The 12,906-nt window shown below is 34.8% G+C and carries 14 protein-coding genes; 12 read left to right on the top strand and 2 right to left on the bottom strand.

The features are described 5' to 3' along the window. The first annotated feature begins 17 nt into the window (after positions 1-17). The 8 genes from ABEB31_RS19065 (at position 18) to uvrB (ending at position 7,188) form a co-directional block, all read left to right on the top strand. Positions 18-839 carry a DUF4249 domain-containing protein gene (locus ABEB31_RS19065; RefSeq protein ID WP_347053251.1) on the top strand — a complete coding sequence of 274 codons (822 nt, stop codon included), beginning with the start codon at positions 18-20 and terminating at the stop codon, positions 837-839. Positions 840-841: 2 nt separating this feature from the next. Further along, on the top strand, positions 842-1,324 hold the full coding sequence (locus ABEB31_RS19070) for a GyrI-like domain-containing protein (RefSeq protein ID WP_347053252.1): 483 nt from the start codon (positions 842-844) through the stop codon (positions 1,322-1,324). A gap of 2 nt (positions 1,325-1,326) precedes the next feature. After that, on the top strand, positions 1,327-1,770 hold the full coding sequence (locus ABEB31_RS19075; protein ID WP_347053253.1) for a DinB family protein: 444 nt from the start codon (positions 1,327-1,329) through the stop codon (positions 1,768-1,770). Positions 1,771-1,946: 176 nt separating this feature from the next. Further along, positions 1,947-2,609, top strand: coding sequence for a thiamine diphosphokinase (locus ABEB31_RS19080; RefSeq protein ID WP_347053254.1), 663 nt, complete (start codon positions 1,947-1,949; stop codon positions 2,607-2,609). Between the two features lie 112 nt (positions 2,610-2,721). Next, positions 2,722-3,672 (top strand): 23S rRNA (adenine(1618)-N(6))-methyltransferase RlmF, encoded by a 951-nt coding sequence (rlmF, locus tag ABEB31_RS19085; protein ID WP_347053255.1) that lies wholly within the window; start codon positions 2,722-2,724, stop codon positions 3,670-3,672. A 116-nt stretch (positions 3,673-3,788) separates the two neighbouring features. Beyond that, on the top strand, positions 3,789-4,025 hold the full coding sequence (locus ABEB31_RS19090; protein WP_347053256.1) for a uroporphyrinogen decarboxylase: 237 nt from the start codon (positions 3,789-3,791) through the stop codon (positions 4,023-4,025). A gap of 81 nt (positions 4,026-4,106) precedes the next feature. After that, positions 4,107-5,039 (top strand): alpha/beta fold hydrolase, encoded by a 933-nt coding sequence (locus tag ABEB31_RS19095; RefSeq protein ID WP_347053257.1) that lies wholly within the window; start codon positions 4,107-4,109, stop codon positions 5,037-5,039. Between the two features lie 157 nt (positions 5,040-5,196). Then, on the top strand, positions 5,197-7,188 hold the full coding sequence (gene uvrB, locus ABEB31_RS19100; protein ID WP_347053258.1) for an excinuclease ABC subunit UvrB: 1,992 nt from the start codon (positions 5,197-5,199) through the stop codon (positions 7,186-7,188). Here the strand turns inward: uvrB and ABEB31_RS19105 are convergent. Beyond that, on the bottom strand, positions 7,185-7,586 hold the full coding sequence (locus ABEB31_RS19105; RefSeq protein ID WP_347053259.1) for a TerB family tellurite resistance protein: 402 nt from the start codon (positions 7,584-7,586) through the stop codon (positions 7,185-7,187). The two genes, uvrB and ABEB31_RS19105, sit on opposite strands and share 4 nt — an antisense overlap. 74 nt (positions 7,587-7,660) lie before the next feature. Here ABEB31_RS19105 and ABEB31_RS19110 point away from each other — a divergent pair, with 74 nt between their 5' ends. The 4 genes from ABEB31_RS19110 to ABEB31_RS19125 all read left to right on the top strand — a co-directional run bounded on the left by ABEB31_RS19110 (position 7,661) and on the right by ABEB31_RS19125 (position 11,151). Further along, positions 7,661-8,443 (top strand): alpha/beta hydrolase, encoded by a 783-nt coding sequence (locus tag ABEB31_RS19110; RefSeq protein ID WP_347053260.1) that lies wholly within the window; start codon positions 7,661-7,663, stop codon positions 8,441-8,443. Between the two features lie 19 nt (positions 8,444-8,462). Beyond that, positions 8,463-9,473, top strand: coding sequence for a dipeptide epimerase (locus tag ABEB31_RS19115; protein WP_347053261.1), 1,011 nt, complete (start codon positions 8,463-8,465; stop codon positions 9,471-9,473). Between the two features lie 2 nt (positions 9,474-9,475). Then, on the top strand, positions 9,476-10,495 hold the full coding sequence (locus ABEB31_RS19120; protein ID WP_347053262.1) for an aminotransferase class I/II-fold pyridoxal phosphate-dependent enzyme: 1,020 nt from the start codon (positions 9,476-9,478) through the stop codon (positions 10,493-10,495). Positions 10,496-10,689: 194 nt separating this feature from the next. After that, on the top strand, positions 10,690-11,151 hold the full coding sequence (locus ABEB31_RS19125) for a DUF1456 family protein (RefSeq protein WP_347053263.1): 462 nt from the start codon (positions 10,690-10,692) through the stop codon (positions 11,149-11,151). Positions 11,152-11,365: 214 nt separating this feature from the next. On the opposite strand, the gene sucC is transcribed toward ABEB31_RS19125, so the two are convergent. After that, positions 11,366-12,559: an ADP-forming succinate--CoA ligase subunit beta gene (gene sucC / locus ABEB31_RS19130; RefSeq protein WP_347053264.1), complete on the bottom strand. Its 1,194-nt coding sequence runs from the start codon at positions 12,557-12,559 to the stop codon at positions 11,366-11,368. Between the last annotated feature and the right edge of the window lie 347 nt (positions 12,560-12,906).

A 12,906-nucleotide genomic window follows, 5' to 3' on the forward strand; every position in this document is an offset into this window, starting at 1 on the left:
AAACTAAAAATAAACGTATGAAAAAATCATTTTTTTTAATCGCATTATTTATATCGCTCTTCTTTACAGCCTGCGAAGAAGTCGTTGATGTAGACCTAGAGACTGCTCCGCCAAAACTGGTAATTGAAGCAGCTTTAAATTGGGAAAAAGGCTCAGGTGGTGAACGTCAGATTATCAAATTAACGACTACAACAGGTTATTTTGAAAATACAATTCCAACCGTTTCCGGTGCCATTATCAGTATAAAAAACAGTCATAACGAACAATTTAATTTTAGTGAGATTAAAAAGACAGGTCAATATGAATGCACCAACTTCAAACCCGTTATTGGCGAAGAATACACCTTAACTGTAATTAGCAGGGGAAACAGATATATCGGAACTGAAACTTTAAAACCTGTAGCGCCCATTACCCGAATAGAACAAAAAAACGATGGCGGTTTTACCGGAAAAGATATCGAAATAAGAAGTTATTTTACAGATCCTGCAAACGAAGAAAATTATTATTTATTTAAATACTCTTATTCGAGTAAAATTACCTCAAGTTACTATGTTTCTGAAGATAAATTTTATCAGGGAAATGAAATTTTCAGCAGCACGGATGATGATGAATTGAAACCCGGAGACGATATTGAAGTTACCCATTACGGAATTTCCAAACCGTATTACAATTACATGAATATACTGGTAAGCATTGCGGGGAGTAATGTTGGTGGACCATTTCAGTCACCGCCTGCAACTGTAAAAGGAAATATGATCAATGTGACCAACAAAGACAATTATCCGCTGGGTTATTTTTCGTTAAGTGAAACCAGTACAAAAAAATATAAAATCGAGTGACTATGAAGCCAGTAATTAAAACTATCGCAGAAAAAAAACTTGTTGGACATGCTGTCGAAATGTCTTTCCTGGAAAATAAAACATTCCAGCTATGGAGCGGTTTTATGCCTAAGCGAAAAGAAATTAATAATGCTGTTGATGGCAATTTATATTCTTTAGAAGTTTATCCGGAAAATCATTTTGATAATTTTGATCCTAATGATACTTTTCAAAAATGGGCTGCAGTCGAAGTTTCCGATTATAAAAATGTCCCTGCAGAAATGAAAGCCCTACTTATTCCCACTGGTTTGTATGCCGTTTTTATTCATTTGGGTCCGGCTGCAGAAGCGCATAAAACGTATAGCTATATTTTTGCCGACTGGCTTCCTAATTCTGAATATACAGTTGATAACAGACCACATTTTGCTGTAATGAACGAAAAGTACAAAAAAGACGATCCGAATTCTGAAGAAGAAATCTGGATTCCTATAAAAAACAGAGACTAATCATGGTAACAGAAACATTAAAAACACTATTTAATCGCGATTTAAACAAACTTAAAACCGAAATTGAATCCTATGAAAACGAAAGTTCGATTTGGCAAATTGACAAAAATATCTCAAATTCTGCCGGAAACCTGTGTCTGCACCTAATAGGAAATCTTAACACCTACATTGGCACCGAACTGGGAAAAACAGGTTATATCAGAAATCGACCTTTAGAATTTTCATTAAAAGACATTCCAAAATCTGAATTAATTGAAAAAATTGAAGCCACAATTCAAGTCGTGAACTCCACTATGGAGACACTGAACGATACTGATTTAGAAAAAATTTACCCTCAGATTGTTTTCGAAAAAGAAATGACCACCGGCTTTTTTCTTATTCATCTGGCAACGCATTTAGGTTATCATCTGGGACAAATTAACTATCACAGAAGGTTGGTATTGTAGATTGTAGATTGAAGATTTTAGATTTTAGATTTTAGATTGGGATTTGAATTGTGGTATAGTGGTTTAATATTCTTTTTCTAATTTTCTAATTTTCTAATTATCTAATTTTCTAATTATCTAATTATCCAATTTCCCCAATTATCTAATTAACTTTGCATTTCATTTAAAACTACCAAATGTCATCACATCATATAGTCCGCGACGATCAGGAACCTGCTTTAATTATAGCCAATGGCGCTGCCTGCGACCCCGAATTATTGGGACAATTATTAGAATGGTCTCCGCTTGTTGTTGTTTTAGATTCTGCTATTGAACGGGTAATCGACCTCGGAATAAAAGTAGATGTCCTTTTGGGAGATTTCGATCGTGGCTTTGATCCTGAAATTTATAAAACTTCTCAGTTTCCAATCGAAATTGTCCATGCTCCCGATCAGGATAAAACAGATCTTGAGAAAGCTTTTGATTATCTGATAGAACGCAAAATTCCTGCAGCAAATGTTGTCTGGGCAACCGGAAGACGCGCTGATCACACGATTACCAATCTTACCAATATTGTACGTTATAGAAATCTGCTTAAAATTGTGATTTTAGACGATCATTCTAAAATTTTTCTTTTACCGAATAAATTCGAAAAATGGTACACCGCCAATACTCCTATTTCATTAATTCCGATTGGGGTTGTTAACGGCATTTTTTCATCAAATTTAAAATATACATTAAACGACGACACACTTACGATGGGCTACAGAACCGGAAGCAGTAACGCTGTAGCAAAAGACGGAATGGTGACTATAACACATCATGATGGAGATTTGCTTTTAATGGAATGTTTTGATTAGAAGCAACATTCAATCTTAACATATTAATCAAGGTTATCAATCACTTAAATCATTCGTACAAATTAAATTTCAGAAGAAAAGGATACCTATCTTTGCTTCAAAATCATACAAAATGCTAACAAAAGACAATTCAGAAAAAAACAATCTTCATCCTAGGAATCTTCATCGTAACCGTTACGATTTTGAGCTCCTTATTTCGAATTGTCCAGAGTTGAAGCAATATGTTTCAATAAACAAACATCAAATTGAAACCATTGATTTCAGCAATCCTAAGGCTGTAAAAGTTCTTAACAAAGCTTTACTCAAAACCTATTACAGCGTTGATTTTTGGAGTATTCCGGCCAACTATCTCTGCCCCCCAATTCCTGGCCGTGCCGATTATATTCATTACATCGCCGATTTATTAGCTGAATCTAACAATGGAGGAATTCCGAACGGAGATAATATCTTAGGTTTAGATATCGGAGCTGGCGCAAACTGCATCTATCCGATATTAGGAAATGCAATTTACAACTGGAGTTTTGTCGCCACAGATATTGACAAAAAAGCAATTGAAAACTGTACTAAAATAATCCAAGCGAATCCAAAATTGATAGAAGTTATTAGTTTGCAGCAACAGACCGAATCGCGTTTTATCTTTAAAAACATTATTACGCCAGAGGATCGTTTCGCTTTTACGATGTGTAATCCGCCTTTTCATGCTTCTGCCGAAGAAGCGAACAAAAGCGCTGTGAGAAAAAGCAAAAATCTTAATTTTAAAGAGAAAAAAAGTGATAATCCTGTTTTAAATTTCGGTGGACAAAGTAACGAATTATGGTGCAATGGAGGCGAAATTGCCTTTGTTACCCAAATGATTTACGAAAGCGTACATTATAAATCGCAGTGTCTTTGGTTTACCACTTTAGTTTCAAAAAAAGAAAATCTTCAGGCTATTTACAAAATTTTAAAAAAGGTAAATGCACTTCAGGTAAAAACAATCGATATGTCTCAGGGACAAAAAAACAGTAGAATTATTGCCTGGAGTTTTATTACTGAGCATGAATTAAAAGCATGGAAATTTTAAGAATCAGACATACCAGTCGCAATCCCAAAAAATTATAACCAACTATTCTAAATCTAAAATTTGATTTTATAATTCTCTTTTGCTACATTTAATATAAAATACTAAATATCAAAGCAATGGCAGAATATATTGGTTATCTCGCATCTGTTTTTATTGTTGGAGGTTTTATGTTAAAAAATCTTCGCACCATACGATTTATTAATATGTTTGGCTGTATTTGTTTTGTCATCTACGGCATTTTTTTAAACGATTACAGCGATTTTAGCCAATGGCTTTTACCTGTAATTATTCCAAATGCTATTTTAGCATTTGTTCAGATTTATTATTTGACAGCCGGAAAAAACACACCTTAAAATTTTGATAGTTTAAACCAAAATTCTGTTACACTGTTTTTTTTTGATTACAGTAATTTTATGTACACCTAATTTACTATCATGCTTAAATCTGCTCTTAAAATTGCGGTCTTATTTTTATTTATTGGCTGCGCTTCCACTCAAAAATTTACAGATTATAGTTTCAAAACTAAAAAAGAGAAAAACTCTTATGTAAAAGCCTACGACAAAGCACTTAAACTTTGGGATATTCCTTATACGGAAGAAGATGTTAAAACGTCATTTGGAACGGCACATGTTATTTTGGCGGGACCTAAAAACGGAAAAAAATTAGTTTTACTGCACGGAATGGATGCAAGCTCCACCATGTGGTATCCAAATATTAAAGCTTTAGCAAAAAATCATCGCGTTTATGCCATCGACTTCCTGATGGAACCTAATAAATCGGTATTAACAGGAAGACCTCTGTCATCAGACGATATTGTACAATGGTATAATGAAATTTTTGATCATTATCAACTAAGTAAATTTGATATTGTAGCCGCTTCACGCGGAGGCTGGATTGCCACATTGCTCGCTGTTCAAAAACAAAATTCAATTAATCGCATTGCTCTGCTCAGTCCTGCACAAACTTTTAAATTTATCGATAAACCCGGAAAAACAACGTCAGCATTAATGCTCAAACTTTTTCCTAACGAAAAGAAATTCAGCAAAACCCTCAAGACATTTTCCACACATCCGGAAAAAATAAGTCCGGTTTATAAAAGACAGTTTTATCTCGCCAATAAATACGCCAAATCTAATTCTAGTATGCTTAAAATGACTCCATTTTCCGAAAAGCAACTGGAATCGATCCAAAATCAGGTTTTGATTTTAATTGGTGATCATGATGTTATAAATGGCGAAGAAAGTATTATAAGAGCCCGAAAATTCATGGTTAACAGCGAAACTAAAATAATTAAGGATGCGGGTCATTTCTTATCTATTGATCAGTCAAAAATTGTAAACGATGCTATGATTGATTTTTTAAAATAAGTTTTTTCGAAGCCACAAATTGCACAATTAATGCGATTTATTTTTTCTGCTGATTAAATCGATCTGTGAAAACCGCAATAAAAAACAACACAAATACTGAAAAAACAGAACCAATTAATCTTTGTATCTTTACAAAACCAAATTTTCAGCGCTTCATATGAAATTTCAAGTTTCCTCAGAATATAGCCCAAAGGGCGATCAGCCTCAAGCAATTGAAAAACTTGCCAAAGGTGTAGTCGATGGCGAAAAATATCAAACTTTACTCGGAGTTACCGGCTCGGGAAAAACATTTACGGTTGCCAATGTGATTCAGGAAGTCCAAAGACCGACTTTGGTTTTGGCCCACAACAAAACGCTGGCAGCACAATTGTATTCCGAATTCAAACAATTTTTTCCTAATAATGCGGTAGAATATTTCGTTTCGTATTACGACTATTATCAGCCGGAAGCTTTTATGCCTGTTACAGGAGTTTTCATAGAAAAAGATTTATCTATAAACGAAGAGCTCGAAAAAATGCGTCTGAGCACTACTTCTTCCCTACTTTCAGGAAGACGGGATATATTGGTCGTAGCATCTGTTTCCTGCTTATACGGTATCGGAAATCCGGTCGAGTTTAAGAAAAACGTAATTGAAGTTTTTAGGGATCAGGTTATTTCAAGAACCAAATTACTGCATAATCTGGTTCAGAGTTTATATGCCCGAACAGAAGCCGATTTTAATCCGGGAACTTTCAGAATTAAGGGTGATACGGTTGAAGTCTACCCAAGTTATGCAGATGATGCTTTTCGAATTCACTTTTTTGGAGATGAGATTGAAGAAATTGAATCTTTTGATGCGAAGACTTCTCAGGTTATCGAAAAATTCAAAAGACTGACGATTTATCCCGCTAATATGTTTGTGACTTCACCCGAAGTTTTACAAGGCGCAATTTGGGAAATTCAGCAGGATTTGGTTAAACAAGTCGATTACTTTCAGGAAATAGGAAAACATCTGGAAGCAAAACGTCTGGAAGAGAGAACAAATTTTGATCTCGAAATGATTCGGGAATTAGGTTATTGTTCGGGAATCGAAAATTACTCCCGTTACCTTGACGGAAGACTACCCGGAACGAGACCTTTCTGTCTGTTAGATTATTTCCCAAATGATTATCTGATGGTGGTCGACGAAAGTCACGTGACCGTTTCGCAGGTTCACGCTATGTACGGAGGTGATAGAAGCAGAAAAGAAAATCTGGTAGAATACGGCTTTAGACTTCCTGCTGCAATGGATAACCGTCCATTGAAATTTGAAGAATTTGAAGCATTACAAAATCAGGTTATTTACGTTTCTGCAACTCCTGCTGACTATGAACTGCAAAAATCAGACGGTGTTTATGTGGAGCAAATTATTCGTCCAACAGGACTTTTAGATCCGGTAATTGAAGTTCGTCCGAGTCTGAATCAAATTGATGATTTAATCGAAGAAATACATGTTCGCTGTGAATTGGACGAAAGGGTTTTGGTTACGACTTTAACCAAAAGAATGGCCGAAGAACTCGCCAAATATTTAACTAAAGTAAATATTCGGTGCCGCTATATTCACTCTGAAGTGGATACTTTGGAACGTATTGAAATTATGCAAGATTTAAGAAAAGGTATTTTTGATGTTTTAATCGGAGTAAACCTTCTTCGTGAAGGTCTTGATCTACCGGAAGTTTCTCTTGTGGCCATTTTGGATGCAGATAAAGAGGGGTTTCTTCGTAACAGAAAATCCCTGACACAGACTATTGGCCGTGCTGCAAGAAATCTAAATGGAAAAGCCATTATGTATGCTGATAAAATTACGGAAAGTATGCAGAAAACGATTGACGAAACTAATTACAGAAGAACCAAACAAATTAATTACAACGTTGAAAATAACGTTGTGCCTCAGGCTTTAAATAAAAAGATTGAAAGCGCTTTTACCAAAAATCCTCTTGTGGAATATGAATTAGGGCATCCAATTCCTGTGGCGGCAGAACCATCTACTGCGTATTTATCTAAAGGAGAACTGGAGAAAATGATTCGCGAAAAGCGTAAAAACATGGAAAAGGCAGCCAAAGAACTTGACTTTTTACAAGCAGCTAAACTTAGAGATGAAATTAAAAAACTACAGGAACAGCTTGCTTAATTGTGCTGTTCCTGAAAAATCTCCATTATTTTAATTGGATTAATAATCGTATTTGGTGCTTTTTTCATCATTTCCAATATGCGTTTTACTGCAAAGAGATTTAAGCCCATTTCTAAAGCAATTTGCTGGATCGCCTTGTATTCTCGCTCATGAAGAACTCCGTCACAATGCATTAGCAATGCTAATCGGTAAAACTGATTGATACGCTGCATTTCAGACGGAATGGGAATAGATTTCATTTCCTGATGAAACAAATCCTGAAATTCGGTCTCAGAAATACTCAACTCCACAGCTACCAGTTTTAAAAAATCCAGTTCCCGTTTATGCAAGTGCCCATCAACGGTAGCCAGGGTGATCATTTCTAAAAGTAAACTCTTTTTTTCTGCTTCTGTATTCATCAATTTATTATTTTTAGCTAAAATATTGCTTTTAAATATAATTACAAAACAGGATGACGAATCGGATTTTTATAATGATTTTATTCTTCTCAGCTTTCGTGGGAATTGCACAGGAAAGCACGGCATCTAAAAACGTTTCCACTTTTACCATTGAGGCTCCTCAGTTAAAAACTTCAAAAAAAATCCGAATTTACCTTCCATATAATTATTCAAAAGAAATAAACAAAAAATATAGCGTTATCTATATGCATGATGCGCAAAATTTATTTGATGCCAAAACTTCTTTTTCTGGGGAATGGAATGTCGACGAAAAACTGGACAGCCTGAAAGCACCTGTAATCGTAGTCGGAATTGATCATGGAAATGATAAACGTATTGATGAATTAACTCCCTTTAAGAATGAAAAATATGGCGGTGGAAATGCAGATCAATATCTTGATTTTATTGTAAAAACTTTAAAACCCTACATAGATAAAAATTACCGCACCAAAACAAAGGCAAAAAATACCATTATTATGGGAAGTTCACTGGGCGGACTGGTTTCTTTTTACGGCGCTTTAAAATATCCGGAAGTATTTGGCAAAGCGGGAGTTTTTTCGCCATCGTTTTGGTTTTCAAAAGATATTTATACTTTCGCAGAAAAACAGTCTAAAATAAAAACTAAAATATACTTTCTTGCCGGTGACAAAGAAAGCGATGATATGGTAAATGATCTACATAAAATGGAACGTTTACTGGACACAAAACGCTGTTACTGTCTTCATCTCAATAAAACCAAAATTGTAACAGGCGGAGAACACAATGAAAAACTTTGGCGGGATGGTTTTGTCAAAGCGATTCTTTGGCTTGGTTATTAATTAAAAATATACAAATGCAATGAAACTGATTTTAAGAGAATACAACCTAAAACTAAAACATACATTTACAATTTCCAGAGAATCTATCGATTTTCAGCCTTCTCTGATTGTCGAGTTGCAAAGTGATGGACTTTCCGGTTTTGGAGAAGCTACTTCCAATCCGTATTATCATATTACGGTTCCTATGATGATTAAGGATCTGGAAAAAATCAGAAATAGCATTGAAAGTACCACAGATGAAACGCCTGAAGAATTTTGGGCAAAAATGCATCCTCATCTAGAAGATGACATGTTTGCTTTGTGTGCATTAGATCTGGCTTATAATGATTTATATGCCCGTAAAAAAGGCAAAAAATTATACGAATTATGGAATTACAAAACCGATCGCAATCCGATGACTGATTATACGATCGGAATTGATTCGATTGAAAAGATGGTTTTTAAAATGAAAGAACTTCCCTGGCCTATTTATAAAATTAAATTAGGAACTCAGGAAGATATCGCGATTGTAAAGGAACTTAGAAAACATACAAATGCCATTTTCAGAATTGATGCCAATTGTGGCTGGGGCGTTGATGAAACCATAAATAATGCGGTGGAACTACAAAAACTAGGCGTAGAATTTTTAGAACAACCCATGAGAGCTGATAATTGGGAAGGTCACAAAGAAGTCTTTAAACATTCTGTTCTTCCGGTTATTGCAGACGAAAGCTGTATTATAGAAGAAGATGTTGCAAAATGTTTCAATCATTTTCATGGAGTAAACGTAAAACTTGTGAAATGCGGCGGACTAACTCCGGGAAAACGAATGATTGAAGAAGCTAAAAAATTAGGTTTGAAAACAATGGTCGGTTGTATGACTGAATCTACCGTTGGAATTTCTGCCATTGCACATTTACTTCCGCAACTTGATTATGTGGATATGGACGGCGCACTCCTTTTAGCAGAAGATATTGCCACCGGAGTGACAATAAAAGATGGCATTGTAAGTTATTCAGGTCTAAACGGAACCGGAGTAACGCTGTTATAGTAATGATAGTCGATAAATTTCCAGATCGAATTATTGAAACAGATCAAAAACAGTATTTGTATTTTGGAGGAACGGCGTATTTGGGACTTCCAACAAATAAGGATTTTCAGGATCTGGTAGTGCAGAATATTTTAAAATGGGGAACAACCTATGGAAGTTCACGTACAGCAAATGTGAAGCTCAGTGCGTATGATAGCGGCGAAAAGTTCCTTGCTGTGCATATTGGTTCAGAAAGTGCTGTTACGGTTTCTTCGGGAATGCTGGCAGGAAAATTAGTTTTAGAAAAATTACGAAAAGAAACAGATTGCTTTTTTCATTTAAATGAAATTCATTCCGCTATCAGAGTTGAAAACAGTCTTCCTGTTTTTAGCAATGATAAGTTAAATGATCGTTTAACAGATCCATCAATGGAGAAAATAACGATTTTAACTGATGGCGTTCCTTCTTTTCAAACTGAAGCTGTTGATTTCTCTTTCTTAAAACATATTTCTAAATCTAAGGAAATTACATTGGTTATCGATGAATCACATTCGTTTGGAATTCTTGGCAAAAATGGCTGCGGAATTTATTCTTCCATTCAAGAACCGGTTAAAAGAAAAATCATGGTTTCTTCTTTAGGAAAAGCTTTTGGTTTAACCGGCGGCGTTGTTGCAGGAGATTCTGAATTTATCAGCGAAATAAAAGAAATCGAAACCTTTACGAGCGCCGCGGGAATGAATCCTGCTTTTGTACAGACACTTTCTGATGCCTCAGAAATTTATTCAAAACAACATCAAAAACTGTTAGAAAATCTGCTTTATATTGATTCTCTTTTAATAAAAAATGAACAAATTAAATTTGATAAAACTTACCCTTTGATCTACCTGCTTTCTCATCAAATGGTTGAAAAACTTAAAGCTGAGAATATAATTATTGCCAGTTTTAAATACCGCAAAGATGCAGAACCGTTAAATCGCATTGTGATAACTGCCAATCATCTTAAAGAAGATTTGGATCAATTAATTGGAGTTCTAAACCGATAATAAAGTTTGCACGAATTAAACTAATTTCCCAAATTCTGAATTAGGAATTTAGATTTTCATTCGTGGAATCTTATGCAATTCGGGGGTAAAAAAACTTTAGACAAGCTCCACATTTAAACGTATATTTGCAAGAATTAAGACATCAGGAACGTGGAACTTTAAACTACATAAAACCTGAAACAAAAAATAAAAAGATGACAAATAACGATATCCTAAAAAAACTTCGCGTGGCTTTGATGCTCCGTGATGATCAAATAGTTGAAATTTTAGAATTGGTAGATTTTAGAATTTCGAAATCAGAATTGGGTGCTTTTTTCAGAGCAGAAGATCACGAGAATTATATGGAATGCGGCGATCAGGTTTTGCGTAATTTCCTTAACGGATTAGTGATTCATTTAAGAGGTACAAAAGAAAACCCGAAAAACCCAAATGATGTTTTAGCTAAACACAAAGCAGAAATTCCGAAGAAAGAAACCAATAAAGAAAGACCTGAATTTAAAGCGGCACCAAAAGACAGCGAAAGAGCCAGAGGTGATCAAAAACCTTCAAAAACCGGAGCAGCTAAAAAACCTAAGAAAAAGGAATTTCCAAAAGGTAACGGCAAAGTACAAGTGGTAGAAAAAGTGGTTTACAAAAACGGTAAAAACAAGAAGTAATTTAACCGCAAAGTACGTAAGGTTTTTTTACCTTTAAGACTTAATAAAAACGCAAAGTTCGCAAAGCTATATGGATAAAGCTTTGCGAACTTTGTGTTTTTATTCATAATATTAAAAGAAAAAAATTAGCGTGCTTTGCGGTTAAAAAAAAACCAAAAAAAATCCCTCCGAAAATATCGAAGGGATTTTTATATAATTGGAATTTCTTATTTAATTAAGAAAGTGCAGCTTTAACCTGATCAGCAGCTTCCTGGAATTGAACAGCTGATAAAATTGGCATACCAGAATTATCAATTAATTCTTTTGCGATTTCAGCGTTAGTTCCCTGAAGACGAACAATGATTGGCACATTGATAGCGTCACCCATATTTTTGTAAGCATCAACAACACCCTGAGCAACACGGTCACAACGAACGATTCCACCAAAAATATTAATTAAGATTGCTTTTACGTTTGGATCTTTCAAGATAATTCTGAAAGCAGTTTCAACACGTTTAGCATCTGCAGTTCCACCAACGTCAAGGAAGTTAGCAGGCTCAAAACCAGCGTATTTAATTAAATCCATAGTTGCCATTGCAAGACCTGCTCCGTTTACCATACATCCTACAGTACCGTCAAGATCTACGTAATTTAAACCTACTTCTTTAGCTTCTACTTCGATTGGATTCTCCTCACGAACATCACGCATTTCAGCATATTTTGGTTGTCTGTACAAAGCATTATCATCGATATTTACTTTAGCATCAACAGCCATAATTTTGTTGTCAGATGTTTTTAATACAGGATTGATTTCAAACATAGAAGCATCAGAACCAATGTAAGCATTGTATAATGAATCGATGAATTTCACCATTTCTTTAAAAGCATTTCCGGAAAGACCTAAGTTAAAGGCAATTCTTCTTGCCTGAAAACCTTGTAATCCAACAGAAGGATCTACTTCTTCAGTAAAGATTAAGTGTGGTGTATGCTCAGCAACTTCTTCGATATCCATTCCACCTTCAGTAGAATACATAATCATGTTGCGTCCTGTAGCTCTATTCAATAAAACAGAAACATAAAATTCAGAAGTTTCGCTTTCTCCAGGATAGTAAACATCTTCAGCTACTAAAACTTTGTTTACTTTTTTACCTTCAGCAGAAGTTTGAGGTGTAATCAATTGCATTCCGATAATTTGTCCTGCAATTTCTTCAACTTGTTGTAAATTTTTAGCAAGTTTAACTCCACCGCCTTTTCCACGACCACCTGCGTGAATTTGCGCTTTAATTACATGCCATCCTGTTCCGGTTTCGGCAGTTAATTGTTTTGCAGCAGCCACAGCTTCAACTGCATTGTTAGCCACAATTCCGCGTTGAATGCGTACTCCGTAACTCGCTAAAATTTCTTTTCCTTGATATTCGTGTATGTTCATAATATAGAATTTGTCTGGCTCTGAATTTATTTCAGAAATAAAAGTGCGACAAAAATAGCAAAATTCAACTTAATAGTAAAATCTTTTTCAAATTAAAAATGGCATCTTTCTGGATTCCGTTTTCATCTAAAATGAAAGGAAAATAATCATTAAAGAATTGTATCTAAAATGTTAACACAAAATCACTAAAACGTTTGATATTTAACAAAAACTTCACTGATATCAGTACGTTCGTGACGATTTTTCTTAATATAATTTATTTGCAATTGTATTTTTAGCAATTCGCAATGCTTAATATGACAATATTATCAATTAAGAACCCTTTTTCTAATATTACAACAAAAATG

This window comes from Flavobacterium olei, from assembly GCF_039749035.1.
Taxonomy (GTDB): Bacteria; Bacteroidota; Bacteroidia; order Flavobacteriales; family Flavobacteriaceae; genus Flavobacterium; species Flavobacterium olei.